This window comes from Clostridium drakei, from assembly GCF_000633595.2.
GTDB lineage: Bacteria > Bacillota > Clostridia > Clostridiales > Clostridiaceae > Clostridium_AM > Clostridium_AM drakei.
Genome location: NZ_JIBU02000028.1, coordinates 1 through 22,587, shown reverse-complemented (window position 1 = coordinate 22,587; position 22,587 = coordinate 1). Strand labels below are relative to the sequence as shown.

General features: G+C 31.3%; 20 protein-coding genes, 3 riboswitches and 1 other annotated feature. Of the genes, 18 read left to right on the top strand and 2 right to left on the bottom strand.

Annotated elements, in window-relative coordinates; translation table 11 throughout:
- Window positions 1-163: 163 nt before the first annotated feature.
- The 17 genes from EG57_RS0215755 (at window position 164) to EG57_RS0215675 (ending at window position 19,854) form a co-directional block, all read left to right on the top strand.
- Complete coding sequence (locus EG57_RS0215755) at window positions 164-943, top strand: methionine ABC transporter ATP-binding protein (protein WP_032078149.1); 780 nt, start codon at window positions 164-166, stop codon at window positions 941-943.
- On the top strand, window positions 940-1,608 hold the full coding sequence (locus EG57_RS0215750) for a methionine ABC transporter permease (RefSeq protein WP_032078148.1): 669 nt from the start codon (window positions 940-942) through the stop codon (window positions 1,606-1,608). The genes EG57_RS0215755 and EG57_RS0215750 overlap by 4 nt, the downstream gene beginning before the upstream one ends.
- A 34-nt stretch (window positions 1,609-1,642) precedes the next feature.
- Window positions 1,643-2,476, top strand: a complete 834-nt coding sequence (locus EG57_RS0215745) for a MetQ/NlpA family ABC transporter substrate-binding protein (RefSeq protein WP_032078147.1) — start codon at window positions 1,643-1,645, stop codon at window positions 2,474-2,476.
- A gap of 205 nt (window positions 2,477-2,681) precedes the next feature.
- Window positions 2,682-2,935 (top strand) — a binding site (T-box leader).
- Between the two features lie 62 nt (window positions 2,936-2,997).
- Complete coding sequence (locus EG57_RS0215740) at window positions 2,998-3,627, top strand: class I SAM-dependent methyltransferase (RefSeq protein WP_032078146.1); 630 nt, start codon at window positions 2,998-3,000, stop codon at window positions 3,625-3,627.
- A gap of 3 nt (window positions 3,628-3,630) precedes the next feature.
- Window positions 3,631-4,779: a trans-sulfuration enzyme family protein gene (locus tag EG57_RS0215735; protein WP_029160453.1), complete on the top strand. Its 1,149-nt coding sequence runs from the start codon at window positions 3,631-3,633 to the stop codon at window positions 4,777-4,779.
- Window positions 4,780-4,805: 26 nt separating this feature from the next.
- The gene (locus tag EG57_RS0215730) at window positions 4,806-5,720 is read left to right on the top strand and encodes a PLP-dependent cysteine synthase family protein (RefSeq protein ID WP_032078145.1); all 915 of its coding nucleotides are present in this window, start codon (window positions 4,806-4,808) and stop codon (window positions 5,718-5,720) included.
- Between the two features lie 766 nt (window positions 5,721-6,486).
- A complete protein-coding gene (locus tag EG57_RS0215725; RefSeq protein ID WP_029160455.1) occupies window positions 6,487-6,921 on the top strand; it encodes an RrF2 family transcriptional regulator in 435 nt (144 codons plus the stop codon).
- A gap of 274 nt (window positions 6,922-7,195) precedes the next feature.
- Window positions 7,196-7,306: riboswitch (SAM riboswitch) on the top strand.
- A gap of 392 nt (window positions 7,307-7,698) precedes the next feature.
- Window positions 7,699-8,853 (top strand): sugar ABC transporter substrate-binding protein, encoded by a 1,155-nt coding sequence (locus EG57_RS0215720; RefSeq protein WP_032078144.1) that lies wholly within the window; start codon window positions 7,699-7,701, stop codon window positions 8,851-8,853.
- 35 nt (window positions 8,854-8,888) lie between these two features.
- Window positions 8,889-10,403, top strand: coding sequence for a sugar ABC transporter ATP-binding protein (locus EG57_RS0215715; protein WP_032078143.1), 1,515 nt, complete (start codon window positions 8,889-8,891; stop codon window positions 10,401-10,403).
- Window positions 10,404-10,406: 3 nt separating this feature from the next.
- Window positions 10,407-11,408: an ABC transporter permease gene (locus tag EG57_RS0215710; RefSeq protein ID WP_032078142.1), complete on the top strand. Its 1,002-nt coding sequence runs from the start codon at window positions 10,407-10,409 to the stop codon at window positions 11,406-11,408.
- Between the two features lie 21 nt (window positions 11,409-11,429).
- Entirely contained in the window at window positions 11,430-12,653 is a 1,224-nt protein-coding gene (mtnK, locus tag EG57_RS0215705; protein WP_032078141.1) for an S-methyl-5-thioribose kinase, read from the top strand.
- 19 nt (window positions 12,654-12,672) lie between these two features.
- On the top strand, window positions 12,673-13,743 hold the full coding sequence (mtnA, locus tag EG57_RS0215700) for an S-methyl-5-thioribose-1-phosphate isomerase (RefSeq protein WP_032078140.1): 1,071 nt from the start codon (window positions 12,673-12,675) through the stop codon (window positions 13,741-13,743).
- Window positions 13,744-13,753: 10 nt separating this feature from the next.
- Entirely contained in the window at window positions 13,754-14,680 is a 927-nt protein-coding gene (locus EG57_RS0215695) for a transketolase (RefSeq protein ID WP_032078139.1), read from the top strand.
- Between the two features lie 15 nt (window positions 14,681-14,695).
- Window positions 14,696-15,703 (top strand): transketolase family protein, encoded by a 1,008-nt coding sequence (locus EG57_RS0215690; RefSeq protein WP_032078138.1) that lies wholly within the window; start codon window positions 14,696-14,698, stop codon window positions 15,701-15,703.
- Window positions 15,704-15,726: 23 nt separating this feature from the next.
- Window positions 15,727-16,872: a RuBisCO large subunit C-terminal-like domain-containing protein gene (locus EG57_RS0215685; RefSeq protein ID WP_032078137.1), complete on the top strand. Its 1,146-nt coding sequence runs from the start codon at window positions 15,727-15,729 to the stop codon at window positions 16,870-16,872.
- Window positions 16,873-17,003: 131 nt separating this feature from the next.
- Window positions 17,004-17,116: riboswitch (SAM riboswitch) on the top strand.
- A 140-nt stretch (window positions 17,117-17,256) separates the two neighbouring features.
- Window positions 17,257-18,408, top strand: coding sequence for a pyridoxal phosphate-dependent aminotransferase (locus EG57_RS0215680; protein ID WP_032078136.1), 1,152 nt, complete (start codon window positions 17,257-17,259; stop codon window positions 18,406-18,408).
- A 57-nt stretch (window positions 18,409-18,465) separates the two neighbouring features.
- The gene (locus EG57_RS0215675) at window positions 18,466-19,854 is read left to right on the top strand and encodes an amino acid permease (protein WP_032078135.1); all 1,389 of its coding nucleotides are present in this window, start codon (window positions 18,466-18,468) and stop codon (window positions 19,852-19,854) included.
- An 11-nt stretch (window positions 19,855-19,865) separates the two neighbouring features.
- Window positions 19,866-19,977, top strand: a riboswitch (SAM riboswitch).
- A 200-nt stretch (window positions 19,978-20,177) separates the two neighbouring features.
- On the opposite strand, the gene EG57_RS0215670 is transcribed toward EG57_RS0215675, so the two are convergent.
- Window positions 20,178-20,750 (bottom strand): histidine phosphatase family protein, encoded by a 573-nt coding sequence (locus EG57_RS0215670; protein ID WP_032078134.1) that lies wholly within the window; start codon window positions 20,748-20,750, stop codon window positions 20,178-20,180.
- A gap of 41 nt (window positions 20,751-20,791) precedes the next feature.
- Window positions 20,792-21,622 (bottom strand): 4Fe-4S binding protein, encoded by an 831-nt coding sequence (locus EG57_RS0215665; RefSeq protein WP_032078133.1) that lies wholly within the window; start codon window positions 21,620-21,622, stop codon window positions 20,792-20,794.
- Between the two features lie 234 nt (window positions 21,623-21,856).
- Here EG57_RS0215665 and EG57_RS0215660 point away from each other — a divergent pair, with 234 nt between their 5' ends.
- A complete protein-coding gene (locus tag EG57_RS0215660) occupies window positions 21,857-22,537 on the top strand; it encodes an ArsR/SmtB family transcription factor (RefSeq protein WP_242859866.1) in 681 nt (226 codons plus the stop codon).
- The last annotated feature ends 50 nt before the right edge of the window (window positions 22,538-22,587 follow it).

Here is a 22,587-nt window from a genome sequence, read left to right as displayed (position 1 = left end):
CTGCCGCCTTATTTTTAGAGAGCGACAGCAACAACGAGGCCCAAAGGCCTCTTTTTTATTAAAAATCCTTATGAAAAGTGGTTAATGTATTGGCTCAATAAAGACCAACGGCTTGCATCTAATTTTAAATTTTAAATATTAAAAAAGGAGATGGATAGATAAGATGATAGCCATAAAGAATTTAAATAAAACATTTAAGACATCTCAAGGCGAAGTACAAGTACTAAAAAACATTAATCTTAAAATTGAGAAAGGAGATATTTTTGGAGTAATTGGATTTAGTGGAGCAGGAAAGTCTACAATGCTAAGGTGCATCAACCGTTTAGAAGAACCTACATCAGGAAGTATTTTCATTGGAGGTAAAGATATTACTCTACTTAGCAAAAGTGAGTTAAGAGAGGTAAGAAAAAAGATTGGAATAATATTTCAACAATTTAATTTGTTTGATTCTATGACAGTATTTGAAAATGTTGCTTTTCCATTAAAGGTGGCAGGATATCCAAAAGAAAAAATTGGAAGGCGGGTTAAAGAAATTTTAGAATTAGTAGAACTTTCAGATAAAATACAAGCATATCCAGCTCAACTAAGTGGTGGACAAAAACAGAGGGTAGGTATAGCAAGGGCACTTGCCAATGAACCAGATGTTTTATTGAGTGATGAAGCTACATCTGCTTTAGATCCTCAAACAACATATTCTATACTTGAGTTATTAAAAAATATAAATGATAAACTAAAAATAACTATAGTACTAATAACGCATGAACTTGAAGTTGTTAAATATATCTGTAATAACATGGCTGTTATAGAAAATGGTGAAATTGTAGAATTCGGTACTACGGATTCAGTTTTCTTAAATCCCAAAAGTGATACATCTAAAAAGTTTGTTAATATTTTAAACCATTTTAGCTCAAGAGACACTTATTCAGGGAGGGATGTAATTTGAATAATGATTTATTTGATCTATTGTTAACTGCGTTAGGAGAAACAGTAAAAATGGTGGCTATATCGGGAAGTATAGCTTTTGCAATTGGATTGCCTATGGGAATTACTTTGGTTGTTACTAAGAAAAATCATATTATAGAATGCCCTAAATTAAATAAGGTATTAGGAACTATAGTAAATGCTGTACGTTCTTTGCCTTCTATAATACTAATTGTTATTTTACTTCCACTTTCTAGGGTTGTTGTAGGTACTACACTGGGAATGAAGGCAGCTATTGTTCCGTTGTCTATAGGAGCTGCTCCCTTTTTAGCAAGAATAATAGAAACTTCTATTGAGGAAGTTGAATGGGGAAAAATTGAGGCTGCACAATCAATGGGAGCCCAACCTTTTGAAATCATAATTAAAGTGCTAATACCAGAGGCACTGCCTGCCCTTGTAAGGGGGGCAACAATTGCGATTATATCTATTATCGAACTTACTGCAATAGCTGGAGCTATAGGTGCAGGAGGTTTAGGAAGTTTAGCTATACGTTTTGGATATCAAAGATTTCGTACTGATATTATGATAGCTACAGTAATTACTTTAATTATACTAGTACAAATCATACAGCATATAGGAGATTTTACTTCTAAATATATAAACAAAAAAAGGTATAAATTTGATTAATTTATAAATTTATTTTAAAGAGGAGAGATAAAATATGAAAAAAAGACAATTTTCACTTTTAATTTCAGTATTATTAACAGTAGGTTTATTTGCTGGTTGTGGTCAAAGTGGTAAAACAACGGAAACAGCCAATAACTCTACCTCAAAGGAGATAACTATTAAAGTAGGAGCAGCGGCGACTCCACATGCAGAAATATTAAAGCATGTACAGCCTCAACTTAAGAAAGAAGGGATTAATTTAGAGATAATCACATTAGATGATGAAGATCAGTTAAATCCAGCGCTTCAAGAAAAGCAAATAGATGCTAATTATTTTCAGCATGTTCCTTATCTTAATTCTGTTGCTAAGGAAAAGGGATATGACTTTACTGTAGCAGGAAAGGTTCATGTTGAACCAATAGGATTTTATTCTAGTAAACTTAAGTCAAAGGATGAAATTAAAAATGGTGCTAATATTGCCATACCAAACAATCCTTCAAATGAATACAGAGCATTAGTATTACTTCAAGCACAAGGATTAATTAAATTAAAAGATGGAATAGCAAATTATAGTGCAACGCCAAAGGATATTGTAGATAATCTTAAAAATTTAAAATTTACAGAGGTTGATTCAGCACAGCTTCCAAGAGTTCTTCAGGATGTAGCTGGAGCAGTAATAAATACAAATATTGCTTTAGAAGCAAAAATAGATCCTAAGAGTGCATTATTTAGAGAAGATAGTAATTCACCTTATGCCAATGTTATTGTAGTAAGAAAAGGTGATGAAAATAGAGAAGAAATTAAAAAGCTTGTTCAGGCATTAAACTCTGATGATGTAAAAAAATTCATACAAGAAAAGTATGGAGTTGCAGTAGTTCCAGCTTTTTAACAAAAGGTATCATAGATAAGTAAAAATTATATATGAAATTTATTAATTTAAATAAGTAATGCTAAAAACACTGCGTCTACATTAATATCAAGACTTCAGAAAATAGAGATGCATATAAAAAAGTGATAAATATTACTTTTCCTATTGACATACTAATAAATAGTATATATAATAATACCAATAAGAAAAACATATAGGAATAGTATGAAAAACAAAGATGAGAAGAAGTAAGTAAATGGAAGCTGACAGAGAGAAATCTCCATTGGGTGTAAGAGATTTTGAGTGAAAGTTAACTGAAATGCGTCTCGGAGTTCTGAATCGAAATTTAGTAGACTTCAGTGGGTACGCCCATTAAAGCGTTGAGGTATTATTGTACCAATATTTATGAGTTGTTATGTATTCTATTTTTGATGCATAATAAACAGAGTGGAACCGCGGAAGTTAACTTCTGCCTCTGTATTGAGGCGGGAGTTTTTTTGTGTTCCAAAATATATTAAATTATTAAAATTAGGAGGATTATCATGAATTCTGTAGAGTATTTTAATTCCATAGCAAATCAATGGAATGTGATAAGGGAGGAGTATTTTGAAGAAAAGCTAAAATATATAGCACTTTCTCAGTTTGATATAAGAGATAAAATATGTGCAGATCTAGGGTGTGGCACAGGTTTTATATCATTAGCATTACTGGAGAAAGCTAAAATTGTTTTTTCAATAGATAATTCTAGAAATATGCTTAAAGAACTGCATAGCACAGCTTCAAAAAAAGGTTTAAAAGATATATATCCTATTAGTGGTTCTATGGAAAACTTGCCTTTGTTTGATAAATCAATAGATAGAGTTTTTATAAATATGGCTTTACATCACATATTTGATGCAAAAAAAGCAATAGAAGAAATGTTTAGAGTACTTAAAAAGGATGGAACAGTAGTTATAACAGATGTAGAGGAACACAATGGAGAGTGGGCTAGAACAGAAATGCATGATGAGTGGCTTGGTTTTTTACATGAACAGATAAAGAATTGGCTGGAGGAGGCTGGTTTTAGTCAAGTTCAAGTAAACAGTACAGAACTTAAATGTAAAGGCTATTCAAGTAGAGGAGAATATACAGAAACAGGAATATTTGTAGCAAAAGGAATTAAGGAGGAATAAAAAATGGATATTGAATCATTATTAATACATGGAGGGGTGGATGGAGATAAAACTACAGGTGCTGTAAATGTGCCTATTTATCAAACATCTACGTACAGACAGTCAGAACTTGGCGTAAATAGTGGATATGAATACTCAAGAACAGGTAATCCAACAAGATATGCATTAGAAAAACTTATTTCAGATTTAGAGAGAGGTTATGCAGGTTATGCATTTGCATCTGGAATGGCAGCAATAACAGCAGCTTTAATGCTTTTTAAGAGTGGAGATAAAGTTTTAATATCAGATAATGTATACGGAGGAAGCTTTAGAGTTTTAGATAAGGTATTTAAAAACTTTAAGCTTGAATACGAACTTGTAAACACAAGTAATAAAAAGCTTGTGGAGGAAAAAGTTACCGATAATGTTAAAGCTATATTTATAGAAACACCAACAAACCCACTTATGACCATAACAGATATAAAGAAGATAGCTGGTATAGCCAAGAATCATGGAATATTAACTATTGTAGATAATACCTTCATGACGCCGTATCTTCAAAAACCAATAGAGCTAGGAGCTGATATAGTAGTTCATAGTGCAACGAAATATTTGGGAGGACACAGTGATTTGGTGGCTGGACTTGCTGTAGTAAATAGTAAGGAATTAGCTGAGAAACTTCATTTTATTCAAAACTCTACAGGAGGAGTGCTGAATCCATTTGACTCATGGCTTTTGATAAGGGGAATAAAGACATTATCAGTAAGAATGGACAGACATATTGAAAATGCAAGCTATTTAGCAGAATTTTTAAAAAATCATCCAGCGGTAGAAAAGGTCTATTATCCAGGACTTGAAGATCATCTAGGCTATGAAATTCATAAAAAACAAGCAAATGGAGCAGGAGCTATAATATCTTTTGTGTTAAAAGAAGGCTTTAATATAAATGAATTTTTTAAAGGTGTAGAGCTTATAACTCTAGGAGAAAGTTTGGGAGGAGTAGAATCCTTAATATCTCATCCTGCTACTATGACACATGCTTCAATACCTGCTGAAATAAGACAAAAGGTAGGAATAGTAGATAACTTGATTAGATTGTCTGTAGGAATTGAAAATAAGAAGGACTTGGTAAAGGATATAGAAAAAGCATTAAATAAATCAAAAAATATATAAAGAATATACTTTGGGGGGAAATAGAAATGAGTATGTATATTAATGATATAAGAGAATTGGTTGGAAATACACCTATGCTAAAAATAAATAATTTTAATATAAAAAGTGGAGTTAATATATTTGCAAAATTAGAATATCTTAATCCAGCTGGCAGTGTAAAAGACAGAATTGGGGTATACATGATAGAAAAAGCTGAAGAAGAGGGAATTCTTAAAAGAGGATATACTATAATAGAAGCAACTGCAGGCAATACTGGATTAGGAGTTGCTTTGGGAGCTATAAATAAAGGATATAAAGTTATATTTGTAGTACCTGAGAAATTTTCAATAGAAAAACAAATACTTATGAAGGCTTTAGGAGCAGAAATTATAAATACTCCTAGAGAACTTGGAATGCAGGGAGCTATTGAAAAATCCCAAGAACTCTTAAATCAAATTCCAAATTCAATTTCTCTTAAGCAATTTGAAAATGGAGCTAATCCAGAGGCTCATTATATAACTACAGGACCAGAAATATATTTGTCTTTAGGTGATCAGATAGATTATTTTGTAGCAGGAGCAGGCAGTGGTGGAACATTTACAGGTATTGCAAAATATTTAAAGGAAAAAAATCCAAATATAAAGACTGTATTAGCCGATCCAATTGGATCTACAATTGGTGGTGGTGAAGAAGGCTGTTATGATATAGAAGGTATAGGAAATAATTTTATACCAGGAACTATGGATATAGAATTAGTTGATAGTACAATAAAGGTTAATGATGAAGAATCCTTTAAAATGGTAAAAGAGCTAGCAAGAAAAGAAGGAGTTATAGTAGGATCTTCTTCTGGAGCTGCTATGGCAGCGGCTTTAAAATTAGCAGAAACTATAGACAGTGGTAATATAGTTACTGTATTCCCAGATCGAGGAGATAGATACTTTAGTAAAAATATATACGATTAATTAAATATTAAACTTTCACAGTTTAAAAATACTGCGACACAAGGGTGCAGTGGAAGTTTGGATTTTAACTTTTAGTCCGTGATATATGCTAAGTGTGTCATCACGGCTAAATGTTTTAATTATTCTAAAGCTCGAAATTTTTGAAAGCCTAAGAACTTTGTCAAACTCGGTTCCCTCAAATAGGACTAAAGTTCTAAGGCTTTCAAAAATTTTGAGCTAAGAATAATACTAAAACAATTTAGCTAATGTGATGATACACTTAGCATATATCACTACCTAAAAGTTAAAATCCAAACTAGCAAGTTCAAGTGTACGTACCTAATTACATTGTTATAAGTAGTTTAAATAAGTCAAATTATATTTATAATCATAACTTACAACACCTAAAGATTAAGGCGAAGCCTGCTGTTTAGGTTAATATATTTAGTTAAAAAAGCAACCGCTTTCTATTCTATTGAAATGTCTTAAAAGAGACTTATTATTTATGTGATTGAAAAATATAAGGCTAAAACATACAAATATTATGAAAGTTACTTCGCTTACATATGCTTACGTCGTAATATGCTAATATTTTGTATGTGTGAAAGTTGAGTTAAATCTTGTTCTTTAGCTGATTTGAAAAATAAGTTTAAAACTTACTTTCTGCTTTCATTTTTCATAACATTAAATTTAAAATTGCTTTTTAAGTATTCTATTTATATAATAATATTGGTATATAAGAATAATATTGCTATACTAAATATATAATTGATAGAAGGGTGATTGTGTGAAGATTTCAACTAAAGGAAGATATGGGCTAAAAGCACTTATGGATATAGCTATATATTCTAATTCTGAAGCAGTTACATTAAAAAGTATTTCAGAAAGACAAAATATTTCAGAAGGATATTTGGAACAGATTTTTTCAACATTAAGGAAAAGTGGTTTAGTTATAGGAAAGAAAGGAGCTCAGGGAGGATATACGTTATCAAAGCATGTAAGTACAATAACCATTGGAGAAATATTGAGAACTCTGGAAGGCAATTTATCCCTAGTAGATATTAGAGATAGAGATGATGCAGATGAGCTAGAGAGATGTATAAATGAAAACCTATGGGATACAATAAATAAAAATATTAATGATTATTTTGATAGTATTACATTAGAAGAGTTAGTTAACAAATACAAAAGTGAAGTGGACTATTATATGTATTTTATTTAAAGAAAAAATTTTAAGTAATAATCTATTTTTGTATTGACAAATGTTAATATATTTTATATTATTGTATATAACATATATGATTACTATGAAATATGCCAAATTTTTACGATATATAGTTTTTAAATTTGATTGTTAGAAGTTAATTTAAAAATAGTTAAAGCTTTTTATTAACATAAAAATAAGAGATTACATATTATACATAAGTTATTTATATATTTGCCGATTGACTAGAAAAACTAGAAATTAGCATTTAAAGTTGAAAATTGAATAAAAATTCTTATCTAGAGTGACGGAGGGACTGGCCCTATGATGTCCAGCAACCTGAATACAATTTAATTGTATTTAATGGTGCTAATTCCAGCAGGATTAACCTGAAAGATGAGAAAAGTATAGAATATAACTTCTTACATTTTCTCTGTGAGAAGTTTTTTTTTTTCAATAACCTGTTTTGATATAAAAAAACAAGTTATTAAAGTTATAGAATGCAAAACTGAATAGTGTAAATATGCATTGGTTGACTAGAAAAACTAGAGACCAAGTTTCATCTATTTGTAGAGAAAGTTTTTATGTAAAAATTTCTACATTTATGAAGCTTGGTCTTTTTGTTTTCTAAAATAGTATTGATGAGTAAGGAGGTGAAAGCTTAAAGAATTTATGCAGGTACATAGCATTGCTAATCTCTGACTTTCATATTCACTGTGTGTGATGGAGATTAGCAGTGGTGGTGATCAGATAAAATTTAGTAAAATCTATATTTAAAAAAGAGGAGAGATGAAAATGAGAAAAAAAGTAATTACCATAGTTTTAGCACTATTTACAATAGCTGCTCTTGCTTTTACAGGATGCTCACAAAAGAGTGAAAGTACTTCTGATAATTCTAAATCTGAGAAGTCACAAAATACTGAGAACACTAGCAATAATAAATCAGGTAATACCCAAATTCCATCTAAAATTTCTGGTAAACAGATAAAAATAATGGTGGTACGCAAAATAGGTGGAGATGACAATACAGCACAATATTTGGCAGGTGTTAAACAAGAAGGAGAAAGCTTAGGCTTTAAAGTAGACACATATAGTGCCAATGGAGATAGTGCAAAATTTCATGATGCTATAAATCAAGCACTTCAAAAAGATTATGATGGATTCATAATATCTCATGGTGATGATAGTGCTACGGTAGATGATGTTAAGAAAATAGTTGCTAAAGGCAAACCAGTAGTAACTTTTGACTCCAATGCTGAAGTGGCGAAAGTAGAAGGAGTTACTATAACTGAACAGGATGATGAGACACTTGCTCTTACTTCATTTAAGAAATTAGTTCAGGATCATAACGGAAAGGCAAATATAATATACCTTTGGGTTGATGGATTTCCACCAATGGTAAACAGAAATAGAATGTACAAGGCAATTCTTGAGAAATATCCAGATATAAAAGAAGTTGAAAGATTTGGAGTTGCGTCTTCTGATACTTCAGTTCAAACACAAAATGCAGTAACTGCTATGCTTGCAAAACATCCAAAGGGAACTATTGATGCTATATATGCTTCTTGGGATGCCTTTGCAATAGGAGCAACTAGAGCAGTTAAAGAAGCTGGACGTAATGAAATAAAAGTATATGGAATAGATGTATCAAATGCGGACCTTCAAGCAATTCAAGATAAGAACAGTCCATGGACAATTACAACAGCTGTAGATCCAAAACTCATAGGTTCCGTAGATATAAGACTTCTTACTAAAAAAATAGCAGGAGAGCAAACACCAAAATATTATGATCTTCAAGCGTCTTCTGTAGAAAAAGACCAGGTAGCAAATTCAAGTACTGCTGTAAATATGGAGAATCTATCAAAGATAGTACCAAATTGGGGTAAATCAAATGCTTTTGAAGAACCATGGATGGATACTTTAAAAAATCAGCATAGTAAAAATAAATAAAATACTAGTTTCATAATAATTTGGAAGGTGTATGTATGAATACAAACAAAAGTATGTACTTAAATATGAAAGATATTTCTATAGAGTTTCCGGGAATAAAAGTATTAGATAAAGTTAAATTTTCAACTAGCACAGGTAGGGTACATGCTATAGTAGGAGCCAATGGAGCAGGTAAATCTACTCTTATGAAAATTTTATCTGGTGCCTATGGAAATTATACTGGTGAAATTTTTATAGATAAGGAAAAAGCTCACATAAAAAAACCTAAGGATGCAAAAGATTTAGGAATTCAAATTGTGTATCAGGAAGTGGATACTTCCCTTATTTCATATTTAACTGTAGCTGAGAATATAATGCTTGATAATATAGTAAATCACATGGGTAAAAAACAACTTGTAAATTGGAAAGATATAAATGCTAAAGCAGAAAAAATTTTGAAAAAATTAAACATACAAATTGGAGTGAAAAAACTTGTAAGTGAAATTACTCTTGCACAAAAGCAAATGGTATTAATAGCTAGGGCTATATCAATGGAGTGTAGGTTCTTAATTTTAGATGAACCTACAGCCCCCCTTAGCACATCAGAGGTAAAAGAATTATTTAGTATTGTAAGAGAACTTAAAAAGCAAAATGTAGGTATTATTTTTATATCTCACAGATTACCTGAACTTTTTGATATATGTGATGAAGTAACAGTTATGAAAGATGGCAAGTTTATAGTTGAAAAAGAAATTAGAGAAACCAATCAAAAGGAAATAGTTAACTATATGTTGGGGAGAAATTTTGAGGATAGTTATAAAAAGAAGCAGGTCAAATTAGGAGAAAAGGCTATAGAAATAAAAAATTTAAGTGATGGCAAAAAAATAAAGGATATAAACATATATGCCAGAAGTGGAGAAATAATTGGAGTATCAGGACTTGTAGGTGCAGGAAAGACGGAACTATGCAATGCCATATTTGGAGCATCTGAAACAGTTTCAGGAGAGAAACTTATAAATGGTAAAAAAGTGAAAATAAAGTCTCCTTTTGATGCCGTAAACTTAAAAATAGCATTAGTACCTGAAGAAAGAAGAAATCAGGGAGTATTCATTGAAGAGAGTGTAGCTACAAATATCACTGTTTCCAATTTGAATAGGTTTTGTAAATTTAAAAATATACCAGATGTTAAAAGTGAAAAAAAAGAAGCAAGGGAAATAATAAAGAACCTGGATATAAGAACTCCAGATGAAAATAAAAAAGTAGGACTTTTATCTGGTGGAAACCAGCAAAAAGTGGCTATTGGTAAATGGCTTGTAAGTGATGCTGAAATTTACATTTTTGATGAGCCAACAAAAGGTGTAGATATAGGTGCAAAGAAAGAAATATTTCAATTAATTGAAGGCTTAGCTGAAAAGGGAAACTCTATAATATATGCTAGTTCTGAAATATCTGAACTTATGGGTATTACAAATAGGGTTTATGTAATTTACAATGGACAGATAGTAAAAGAATTAAATACATCAGAAGCTAAGGAATCAGATATTTTATATTATTCAACAGGAGGAAGGTAGAAAATGAGTAATGAAACTAGCACAGAAAATAAAAATACGGATAAGAAAAAATTTGATATATTTGACTTTATGTACAAGTATGGAACTTTAATTACAATCCTCCTGCTTATAATTTTCTTTCAAATTGTGGGTAGAAAGTTTTTGGATTTCAGTAATGTATTGAATATACTTCGTTCTATTTCTATTGTTACTATAATTGCTATAGGGGTTACTGTTTCACTTACTGTAGGTGGATTTGATTTGTCTGTAGGATCTACAGCTTCATTGTCAGGAGCTGTGGTAATGGCTATGTTTATATGGCATAACCAGGTTAGTGTTGCTTCTATAATAGTGGCTATATTGGCTTCTCTTGTGGTAGGAGTTATAAATTCAATAATGATTGTGAAAGTGAAAATACCAGATATGCTTATGACCCTTGCTACTATGTTTGTATTTCAAGGAGTAGCTCTTACTTATACCAAGGGGGCTGCCATATCTCAAAATATGGTTATGTCAGATGGAAATTTTGCAAAAGGTCATCTCACTAGTTTTTTTACAACTTTAGGACAGCTGCCCTGGATAATAATAGCCATGATAATTGTAGTACTTATTGTACATTTATTTCTTAACAAAACTAAGCAGGGAAGGTACATGTACATTATTGGTGGAAATATGGAAGCAGCAAGACTTTCGGGAATACAGGTAAATAAGTATAGAGTATATGCTTATTTGATATCGTCTTTTCTTGCAGGAATTGGTGGAATAATACTAGCAGCTAGAGTTCAAACTGCAGAAGTAAATGCAGGGTCTCCTTATCTTATGGATGCAGTTGCTGCTACTTTTATAGGATTTTCTGTAGGAGGTTCAGGAAAACCTAATGCTATTGGAACTTTTGTAGGATCAGTGCTAATTGGAATATTGCAAAATGGACTTGTTATGATGTCTGTACCTTATTATGCTATGGATATTGTAAAAGGTGTAGTTTTAGCATTTGCACTAGCTCTTACTTATTATAAAAAGAAATAATTTTTAGGAAGGAGATATAAAATGGGAAAGTTTACAGATAAATATTTTAGAATGAATGAAGAAGATGCATTACAATATGCAAAATCACAGTTGGAATTTTTTCATGGAGATGCAGAAATTACTTGTAAGGAAATAGGAGACGGAAATTTAAATTATGTATTTAAAATTGAAGATAAAAAAAGTAATAAATCCTTAATAATTAAACAAGCAGGTCCTGTGGCTAGAATTTCTGATGAATTTAAAGTATCTCCAGATAGAAATAGAATAGAAAGTGAAATATTAGAACTTCAATACAAGCTTTCCGAAGGACTTGTACCTAAAGTTTATAAATATGATAGTATAATGAATTGTTTTGCTATGGAGGATTTATCTGATTATGAAATAATGCGTACAGCTCTAAATGAGCATAAGAAGTTTCCAAAGTTTGCAGATCAGATTACTACATTTTTAGTTAATACTCTTCTTTTAACTTCAGATGCAGTAATAAATCACAAGGAAAAAAAGGAATTAGTAAAAGATTTTATAAATCCAGAGCTTTGTGAAATAACAGAAGATCTTGTTTATACTGAACCTTTTTATGATTGTTCAAGAAATGAATTATTACCTGAAACAAAAAAATTTGCAGCTTCTAATTTATGGAACGATAAAAAACTTCTTTTGGAAACTGCCAAATTAAAATTTGAATTCATGACAAAGGCACAATCTCTTATACATGGAGATTTGCACACTGGTTCAATTTTTGTAGAGCCAGATTCTACCAAGGTATTTGATGCTGAATTTGCTTTTTATGGACCTGCAGGCTATGACATTGGAAATGTAATTGCAAATTTGATATTTTCTTATGAAAATGCAGAAGCTACAATATTGGATAAAAAGGAAAAGGAAGATTATAAAGGATGGCTGGAAACCACAATTGTTGATATTATAGACTTATTTTCTAAAAAATTTAAAGCTTCATGGAAAGAAAATGTTACTGAAAAGGTGGCAAATTATGATGGCTTTTTGGAATATTACTTAGGAAATATATTAAAGGATACCTCAGCTGTAGTTGGCTTAGAACTTGCAAGGAGAATAATAGGACTTGCACATGTTAGAGATATAGTTTCTATAAAGGACATTGAAAAGAGAATAAGAGCGGAAAAGATATGCCTTTTATCTTCAAAGAAGTTCATATTGGATAGAGAAAATATAAAAAGTGGAGTGAATTTTATAAAGGTAATTAAAGATGTGGAAAGCAAGTTTTAGCACATAAGGAGATGAAAAAATGTCAGAAATTGTACAATCTGTAATTCTAGATGATGCAAATAATTCTCTTATAATACTTGATCAAACCCTTCTACCAGGAGAAAAAAGATTCATAGAATTAAAAACTGAAAAAGATGTATGGGATGCTATTTATGAACTTAAAGTTAGAGGAGCACCTGCTATAGGTATAACTGCAGCTTATGCAATATATCTTTCTGTAAAAAAATATAATGTACAAAGTTATGAACAATTGTATGAACATTTTAAAAAGACAAAGGAATATTTAGCATCTTCAAGACCAACTGCAGTAAATTTGTTTTGGGCTCTTAATCGTATGGAAGAAAGGTTAAAAAAAGAATCAAACAATACTATTGCTGTGATAAAAACTGCTTTAAAAGAAGAAGCAGATAACATATATAAGGAAGATGAAAAAGTATGCAAATCCATTGGAGAATATGCACTTTCTCTTCTAAAGCCGGGTTTTGGACTTTTGACTCACTGTAATCCAGGCACTATAGCTACTGCTAGATATGGTACGGCTCTTGCGCCTATATATTTAGGAAATGAGAGAGGATATGATTTTAAAGTATTTGCAGATGAAACTAGACCGCTGCTTCAAGGGGCAAGGCTTACTACCTGGGAATTAAAACAGGCAGGAGTAGATGTTACACTGATATGTGATAATATGGCATCTATTGTTATGAAAGAAGGAAAAGTACAGGCAGTTTTAGTAGGATGTGACAGGGTGGCAGCAAATGGAGATACTGCAAATAAAATAGGAACTTCTTCCGTGGCAATACTTGCTAAATACTATAACATACCTTTTTATGTATGTGCTCCAATCTCCACTATAGATTTAGATTGCAAAAGTGGTGAAGACATAAAGATTGAAATAAGACCTGAGAAGGAAATAACTACAAAGTGGTATACAAAGCCTATGGTACCTGAGGGTGTGAAGGCTTATAATCCTGCTTTTGATGTAACGGATGAGGGACTTATAACGGCAATAATAACTGAAAAGGGGATAGTATATCCACCTTTTAGTGAAAATCTAAAGAAAGTTTTACAAAGAAAATCAATGCTTATATGAGGAGGAAGTTATGGGAGAATTAAAGGATACATGGGAAGATGAAGTTTATAAAGTAGCAAACAGAATAAGACTTAGAGTTTTAAAACACACTATAGAAAATAATGGAGGATATTTGAGTCAGGCCTGCTCTTCAGCAGAAATACTTTCAACTCTCTATTTAAAGGTGTTAAATTTAAATGAATTTAAAAAGCCTATTGTTCCACCAAAGTTTCCTGGAACTCCAGGAAGTGATAATAAAAATTATTTTAATGGTGGCATATATAATGGAGAAAGATCAGAGGATACAGATAGATTTATACTTTCTCCAGCACAATATGCTCTTGTACTATATGCAGCATTAATAGAAGTTGGCCGTATGGATACTTCTGGTCTTGATGAATTCAACAAGGATGGAAGTTCTGTTGAAATGATTGGTGCGGAACATTCTCCAGGTATGGAGGTTACTACAGGTTCTTTAGGACAGGGCATAAGCCAGGCAGGTGGTATTGCTCTTGCACGTAAATTGAAGAAAGAAAAGGGAAGGGTAGTTGTATTTTTATCTGATGGTGAGTGTCAATCCGGACAATTTTGGGAAGCAGTACAGGCCATTTCCTATCATAAGTTAGATAATATAATAGCTTATGTTGATATAAATGGATATCAGTGTGATGGAAAAATGACCACAGTAATGAATATAGAGCCTTTCCATGAAAGATTAAAAGCTTTTGGAGCCAGAGTATTCAGAATAGATGGACATGATGTAGATGCTATTTCTGCCCTTGGAAATTTAAAACCTGACGGAAGACCTACATTTATATTATGTGATACAAATCCTTCTAGAGGAATCAATATATTAAATAAGAGAAAACCTAAGTTCCATTATGTAAGATTTAAAAGTGAAGAGGAAAGAGAAAGTTACAGAAAAGAATTTAACAAATTAAGCAAGAAGTTTCAGTAAGGGAGGTTGAAATTTATGAAAATAGAAACCAAAGTACATTCAAAGAATCTTATAGAATGGGCTAAGGATAAACCTGAAATACTAGTTTTATCTGCTGACTTAACTAGCTCTGTAGAAGTTGATACTTTTAGGGATACCTATCCTGAAAGATTCTTTTCTATGGGAATAGCAGAACAAAATATGTTGAGTTTTGCAGGTGGACTTGCAAGGGAAGGTTTTATACCTTTCGTACATACCTTTGCAGTTTTTATATATAGAAGAGCTTATGATCAGATAGCTATGTCTGTGGCATATCCAAATTTGCCTGTAAAAATGTTTGGATTTTTGCCTGGAATTATATCTCCAGGTGGGGCTACACATCAGGCCATTGAGGATATATCTGTAATGCGTTCTCTTCCCAATATGACAATACTTGAATGTGGAGATGCTACAGAAGTTGAATCCGTTCTTGATGTGGCAAAAGCTATTAATGGACCTGTATATATAAGAATTTTAAGAGGTGAAATACCAAGGCTCTTTAAAGCTTCAGAACCTATGCAGTTTGGGAAGGCAAGAGTACTTAGCAAAGGAACTGATTTAGTTGTACTTTCTAGTGGTATATGTACGGAAGAAGCTATGAGGGCAATTAAAGAATTGAAGAAAAAAGGATTATCCATTCAACATATGCATATATCTACTTTAAAGCCATTCAATGATTCTTCAGTAATTGAGGCTATAGCAAAATCAAAGTATGGTGTAATAACTATTGAAAATCACTCAATAATTGGAGGACTTGGTACAATTACAGCTGAAAAACTAGCTGAAGAAGGTATAGGTAAGAAGCTTGTACGAATAGGAATTAAAGATACTTTTGTTCATGGTGCAAGCAAACAATATTTAATGAAAGAGTATAGGATAGATGCAAAAGCTCTTATAGAAGAAGTTGAAAAATTGATAGGACAGAAATTTAATATAAAAGAAGAAGATCTTGATAAAGCTTTTGTGGCAGCAGTTCATAGCGATGCTAAGGCAGAAGCACTGTAATTTTAAAAGAGGTGGAAATATACATGTTTTTTACTGGTAAAAGTGATTTGAAACTTCCCCAAGAAAGGTTTAGTGTAACTTATAAACTGCAGGGAGATGAAAAAGAAGCTTATAGAAAAGCACAGGATATATGTATAGAGCAGACAGTGGAATTTCCAGAGGATATTGTACCAGAAGGAATAATAAAAGACAACATAGTTGGCAAAATAGAATCTTTTAGTAAATTAGAAGAGGGAGTATTTCAGGTTAATATAAGTTATCCAGAGGATGCCACTGCTTATGAACTTACTCAGCTTATAAATGTTATATTTGGAAATACAAGCATAAAACCAGGTGTAAGGGTTGAAGAGGTTAATTTATCCCCAAAAATAACTAACAGTTTTAAAGGACCTCGTTTTGGTATAAAAGGTATTAGAAAATTATTAAATGTGCCTAAAAGACCACTTTTATTTACAGCATTAAAACCTATGGGGGTGAGTGCTGAGGAGCTTGCACATATTGCATATGAATTTGCAATTGGAGGAATTGACATAATAAAAGATGATCATGGTCTTACAAATCAACCTTTTTGTCCTTATGAAAAGAGAGTTGAATTGTGCAGTGAAGCTGTGAAAAAGGCAAATGATAAGACAGGTAGAAATACAATATATGTACCAAACATAACTACATCAGCAAGTGAAATTTTGGATAGGGCAAGGATTGCCCAAAAATTTGGAGCTGGAGGTGTTTTAATTGCACCTGGGCTTACTGGTTTTGACGCAATGAGACAAGTTGCGGATGATCACAGCATATCTCTTCCGGTTATAAGTCATCCTGCATTTCAGGGAAGCTTTGTCCTAGGGAATGAAGGCATATCACATAAGATATTATTTGGTGATATTGCAAGAATTTCCGGGGCGGATGCTACTATATATCCTAATTTTTTAGGAAGATTTTCTTTTTCACGGGAAGAATGTGTTGGAGTTTCTGAAAATTGTAAAAAAGAATTGGGAAAATTGAAATCTGTACTTCCTTGTCCTTCAGGTGGAATGAATCTTGAAAATATACCAGAATCCTATAAGGCATATGGTGACGATGTGGCATTTTTAATTGGTGGAGGATTGTTTAGAAAGGGGTACAGTATAGCTGATACCTGTAAGTATTTTAAGAATTTAGTTGAAAATCTATAAATGTTAGTTTATCTATTGCAAATTAGTTACATATGTATAAGATAAAATTGAAAAAATATATTGATATAATAAAGTACCACTGATATAATAAAAGAATACTTAAGTTTATTTAGAAAATTTAATATGTTTTATTCTTATCCAGAGAGGTGGAGGGACTGGCCCTATGAAACCCGACAACCGGCATTTTAATATGTATCGGTGTCAATTCCTACAAAGTAATTTGAATTACTTTGAAAGATAAGAGAAGTGGTTGTTATGTGAAATTAAAATTTTGTAAGCAAAGGCTGTTTTTCTTATTTAAAGAAAAACAGTCTTTTAATTTTTTGATTTAATAAAAATTTGAAAATCTAATATTTAAATAAATAGTAATGGAGGCTATATAAAATGCAAAAATTAAGCAACAGATTAGATTATTTTACTGAATCAGTAATAAGAGAAATGACAAGAGTGGCTAATAAATATGGAGCAGTGAATCTTTCACAAGGATTTCCAGATTTTGACCCACCAAGAGAACTTATAGACAGTTTAAAGGAGGCAGCAGAAAAAGGACCACATCAATATGAAGTAACATGGGGATCAAAAGAATTTAGAGAAAAACTAGCAAAGAAACAAGAAAAATTTATGGGAATATCAATAAATCCTGATGAAAATATAGTAGTTACCTGTGGCAGCACTGAAGCTATGATGGTAGCTATGATGTCTGTATGCAATCCAGGGGATAAAGTTATTGTATTCTCACCGTTTTATGAAAATTATACAGCAGATACAATTTTAGCAGGAGCAGAGCCCATATATGTACCTTTGGTACCTCCTGAATTCAATTTCGATAGAGAGAAATTAAGAAAAGCTTTTGAAAGTAGACCTAAAGCGCTAATATTATGCAATCCTTCAAACCCAGTAGGTAAGGTATTTACTAGAGAAGAATTATTATATATAAGCGAACTTGCAAAAGAATACGATACTTTTGTTATTACAGATGAGGTTTATGAGCATATAGTATTTAAGCCAAATAAGCATACTTATCTATCGTCTCTTCCAGGAATGTTTGAAAGAACAGTGTCCTGTAGTTCTTTGTCAAAAACTTATTCTATAACTGGATGGAGGCTTGGATACATTATTGCAAGTAAAGATGTTGTAAATAATTGTAAAAAAGTACATGATTTCTTAACTGTAGGAGCAGCTGCACCTTTACAAAAAGCAGCTTGTGCAGGATTAAGTCTTGAAGAAAGCTATTATGACGAGCTTAATAACATTTATGAAAAAAAGAAAAAACTGTTTTTAAATGGATTAGATGAAATTGGATTAAAATACTTTGAACCTCAAGGAGCTTATTATGTTTTAGTGGATATTTCAGAGTTTGGTTGGAAGGATGACTATGAGTTTTGTAAGTGGATGGCAAAAGAAATTGGTGTTGCTGCTGTTCCTGGATCTAGCTTTTTTAAGGAAAATGTAAATAATTATATAAGATTTCATTTTGCAAAAAAAGATGAAACATTAATTGAAGCTATTAAAAGATTAAAAAAATTAAAGAAGTAGTAATTTGGTTTTGGGTTAGTATATAAAATAATTTTATGTGAAAGAAGAAGTAGTAAAATGAATGAAGATTTAAAAAAACAACAATTAAAAAAAGGATTAAAAAATCGTCATATGCAGATGATTGCTATTGGTGGAGCTATTGGAGTAGGTTTATTTTATGGTTCGGCTAATGCTATTAGTATTGGAGGGCCATCAATTATTTTAGCATATTTAATTGTGGGATTATTTGTTTTTATGATTATGAGAGCTTTAGGCGAACTTGCTGTAGATGATCCTAATTCAGGAGCTTTTAGTGCTTATGCAACACGTTATCTTGGTCATTTTGCAGGATTTTTTTCTGGATGGACTTATTGGTTTCAGTGTACAACAACTGTAATGGCAGAGCTTACAGCAGTTGGAGTATACGTCCAGTTCTGGATGCCTAATTTTCCAAAATGGATGTCAGCACTAATATTTTTATTAATACTAATTGTAATTAATCTTATTGGCGTTAAAGCATATGGAGAATTTGAATTTTGGTTTGCACTTATTAAAGTTGTTGCTATCATATGTATGATTATTTTTGGATTGTTAATTATTGTTTTTGGTTTTTCAAATGGAGGACATTCTGTAGGTCTATCCAATCTTTGGACTAATGGTGGATTTTTTGCTAATGGAATCAGAGGATTTTTCTTATCATTTATATTTGCTACATTTGCTTTTGGTGGTGTAGAAATGATTGGTATAACAGCTGGTGAAGCAGAAGATCCTAAAAAGTCTATACCTGAAGCGATTAATAATGTATTTTGGCGTATATTGATTTTTTATGTTGGATCTATTGGTGTCATGCTGTCTCTTTATTCCTGGAACAAAATAGGTACAAATGGAAGTCCATTTGTTTTGGTTTTTTCAAAAGTTGGAATTCCAGCCGCTGCGGCAGTTATTAACTTTGTAGTTTTAACAGCAGCTCTTTCAGGTATGAACAGTGCATTATATGTTGATGGAAGAATGCTTTATAGCTTGTCTTTAAATAATAATGCTCCAAAAGTATTTAGCAGGGTTAATAAGTCTGGAGTACCTTATGTAGGAATTTTATTCAGTACGGCAGTAGCAATGATTGCAGTAGTTTTAAATTATTTTTTTCCTGCTAAAGTTTTTGAATATATTTCATCAGTGACAGTAATAGCAATTATAACTGCTTGGATAACTATTCTTTTAGCTCACTCAAAGTTTAGAAAAGAAAAGGTTAAGAAGGGAGAGAAAACTGATTTTAAGATGCCTTTTTATCCTTATCTTTCATATGCAACTATTATTTATTTAAATTTGATTGTTATTTCTTTAGCATTTTTAGAAAGTACACGAATAGCTCTTTATGTTGCGCCAGTGTGGATACTATTATTAGTAATTATATATAAATTATCTTTTGTCGAAAAAGTAAATTCATTTAAGGTAAAAGAAGAAAATTAAATATTATTACATTCTTATCCAGAGAGGTGGAGGGACTGGCCCTATGAAGCCCGACAACCGGCATTTTAATATGTATCGGTGTTAATTCCTGCAGAGTATAGTTCATATTCTGGAAGATAAGAAATAGGTGTTTATGAAATGAAAATTTTTTAAAGCTATCTTTCTTATTGAAGAAGGATAGCTTTTTTATAAGTTATAAGATCAATGTAAACATTAAAAGGGGGAGACTAAAGTGTCAAATAATAATAAAAGTAATAATGATATTTCAGAAGAAAATCTAAAAATGACTGTTTGTGGTATTCTAATTAACCAATTTAATTTACTCATTTAATGTTAAATACCTCACTATTAAATTCCCTAATTGTAGTATTATCTGTTTTAAATTTCATCATTTCATTAAAAGGAGTATTAGTTAAATAGCATTGTAAACACATAATTACTGCACTATGGGTTACAATTGCAACATCATCACAATTTTCATTAATAATTTTATATATAACTGTTAAAACACGTTCTAACATATCTCGATATGATTCTCCTTTTGGAGATTTGGTATATCTGCGGTTATTGTACCATTCCTCATATTCTTTTGGAAACTTTTCTTGTACTTCTGACCATGACAGTCCTTCCCATTCTCCAAGATTTATCTCCTCTAATCCTTTTATTGGTATATAATCCACATTGGTAGACTCACTCAAAATTGCTGCTGTTTTAACTGCTCTTTTTTGTTGACTTGAATAAATTTTTATGAATTTATAATTAAATTCTAATACTTTTCTACTTAATTCTTCTGCTTGGATAATACCAGTATTATTGAGTTCACTATCATAACTACCTTGTATTTTTCCTTCTAAATTCCAATTTGTTTGTCCATGTCTTATTAAAAAGATTTTCATAAATCATCCTCCGTATCATACTAATTTATATAAATATATGTTCATTTTATGTTGTGTTGCTTAGGTATTCTACCCTCACAAGGTACACCTATCTGACATTTCCCGCAACCATATCTAGGCTCATATTTTTCTGCTGTTTTATCCAAAAACTTAGAGCATATCATGTGATCTTTACCATTTTCTATAGATATTGCATTGACTGGACATTTTTTTGCACATGCACCACACATTGAACAATATTCATAGACATTTTCATACTCTCTCTTCTGAGGCGGCAAATATAATTCTGTGATGATACTACCAAATCTTCCAGCCATACCTTTTGAGGTTATAAGACCTTTAGAAAGTCCAAATGTTCCAAGTCCACATACAAAAGCTACATGTCTTTCGGACCAATTGCTTGTAAATGATACTTCTAGGTGTGGTGAATACTCCTTAGCCCAAAACCTTTCATCCAAAGCAGGCACTACACTATTATATCCAGCATTTATCAATTCTGATTTCAGATACATACATAACTTATTTATAAAAGATTGACCCTCAATACGCCCATGCAACCATTCTTCAGAAGGCCATAAATCTTCCCGTCTATTTCCTTTTTTGATGGTTTCACTAAAGGGCAAAAAAAAGGAGATAACAGTCTTTGACTGTGGTAACCACTCTTTAGGAAGCAGGAAGTGTTCCCCAACTACAGAAGGTTTTTTTAATAATGTAAAATATTCATCATCTGAAGCACCAAATGCAAAAATTGGTGCTTCAAAAATCTTCATTCCCACAACATTTTCAGAAATGGCAATTTCATCTGCTATATAATTGTCTTTTGAGTTTTCAACAAAGTCTGATGCTATTTTTATTAAGTACTCTTTGTTCATTTTATTCCTCCCTATATAATCTTTAAATTTCTTTAATATATATTCATTCAAATTATAATGAAGGAGAATAACCATACAGAAACTATATAATAGTTCATATACTAATTTTGAATTTTTTACAAAAGTGCTCCCCTAACTATAATTTTAAATAAATTTATGATATTATTATATAACGAAATTATTTCGATACATGTGGAAGTAATGTATTTCATTTATATAAATTTGGAGGCGATTATGTTGAAACCAGACCCTATGATAGATGATATAGCATCATTAATAGCAGATTCTTCTAGATGTATAATGCTTATGAGTCTGCTTGGAGGGCAACGTACAGCAGGAGAATTAGCTAAAGCAGCTAGTATAAAACCACAAACAGCAACTTTTCATTTATCTAAAATGGTTAATGCCGGAATAATTGAAAAGTATGTATATGGTCGATATAGATATTTTAAATTAGCTAATGAGGATATTGTAAAGTTACTTCAATTGCTTATGAAGCTTTCAAAATCACCTAAAATAACTTCATTAAGCCAGTCTATACATTCAGAAGCTTTAAGAAACGCAAGACTTTGCTATGACCATATTGCTGGAAAATTAGGAATAAAGCTTACGGAAGCTCTTTTAAAATTTAACTATATTGAATTAGAAAATGATATATTTTATATTACTGAATTAGGGTATAAAAAATTTATTGAACTAGAAATTATAAAAAATAAATTAAAAGATATAAAAGAGCTAAGTGGTGCTAAATGTTATGATTGGAGTGAAAAAGATTATCATATAGCTGGTAAACTAGGATATACCATTGCTAATGGATTGATTGAATTATGTTGGATTAAAAAATCTCTAATAAATAGAGAATTAGAGATTAGCGAGGTAGGCAAAGTAAATTTGTATAAGAACTTTTATCACTAGTGTTTAATTAATGGATTGAAAATCCTATTGACAAAATTTCTATGTAATAA

What these genes read in the sequence shown, in the direction of transcription:
- EG57_RS0215755 (WP_032078149.1), top strand. Translation starts at nt 164, where the DNA reads ATGATAGCCATAAAGAATTTAAATAAAACATTTAAGACATCTCAAGGC.
- EG57_RS0215745 (WP_032078147.1), top strand. Translation starts at nt 1,643, where the DNA reads ATGAAAAAAAGACAATTTTCACTTTTAATTTCAGTATTATTAACAGTA.
- EG57_RS0215740 (WP_032078146.1), top strand. Translation starts at nt 2,998, where the DNA reads ATGAATTCTGTAGAGTATTTTAATTCCATAGCAAATCAATGGAATGTG.
- EG57_RS0215735 (WP_029160453.1), top strand. Translation starts at nt 3,631, where the DNA reads ATGGATATTGAATCATTATTAATACATGGAGGGGTGGATGGAGATAAA.
- EG57_RS0215730 (WP_032078145.1), top strand. Translation starts at nt 4,806, where the DNA reads ATGAGTATGTATATTAATGATATAAGAGAATTGGTTGGAAATACACCT.
- EG57_RS0215720 (WP_032078144.1), top strand. Translation starts at nt 7,699, where the DNA reads ATGAGAAAAAAAGTAATTACCATAGTTTTAGCACTATTTACAATAGCT.
- EG57_RS0215715 (WP_032078143.1), top strand. Translation starts at nt 8,889, where the DNA reads ATGAATACAAACAAAAGTATGTACTTAAATATGAAAGATATTTCTATA.
- EG57_RS0215710 (WP_032078142.1), top strand. Translation starts at nt 10,407, where the DNA reads ATGAGTAATGAAACTAGCACAGAAAATAAAAATACGGATAAGAAAAAA.
- mtnK (WP_032078141.1), top strand. Translation starts at nt 11,430, where the DNA reads ATGGGAAAGTTTACAGATAAATATTTTAGAATGAATGAAGAAGATGCA.
- mtnA (WP_032078140.1), top strand. Translation starts at nt 12,673, where the DNA reads ATGTCAGAAATTGTACAATCTGTAATTCTAGATGATGCAAATAATTCT.
- EG57_RS0215695 (WP_032078139.1), top strand. Translation starts at nt 13,754, where the DNA reads ATGGGAGAATTAAAGGATACATGGGAAGATGAAGTTTATAAAGTAGCA.
- EG57_RS0215690 (WP_032078138.1), top strand. Translation starts at nt 14,696, where the DNA reads ATGAAAATAGAAACCAAAGTACATTCAAAGAATCTTATAGAATGGGCT.
- EG57_RS0215685 (WP_032078137.1), top strand. Translation starts at nt 15,727, where the DNA reads ATGTTTTTTACTGGTAAAAGTGATTTGAAACTTCCCCAAGAAAGGTTT.
- EG57_RS0215680 (WP_032078136.1), top strand. Translation starts at nt 17,257, where the DNA reads ATGCAAAAATTAAGCAACAGATTAGATTATTTTACTGAATCAGTAATA.
- EG57_RS0215675 (WP_032078135.1), top strand. Translation starts at nt 18,466, where the DNA reads ATGAATGAAGATTTAAAAAAACAACAATTAAAAAAAGGATTAAAAAAT.
- EG57_RS0215670 (WP_032078134.1), bottom strand. Translation starts at nt 20,750, where the DNA reads ATGAAAATCTTTTTAATAAGACATGGACAAACAAATTGGAATTTAGAA.
- EG57_RS0215665 (WP_032078133.1), bottom strand. Translation starts at nt 21,622, where the DNA reads ATGAACAAAGAGTACTTAATAAAAATAGCATCAGACTTTGTTGAAAAC.
- EG57_RS0215660 (WP_242859866.1), top strand. Translation starts at nt 21,857, where the DNA reads ATGTTGAAACCAGACCCTATGATAGATGATATAGCATCATTAATAGCA.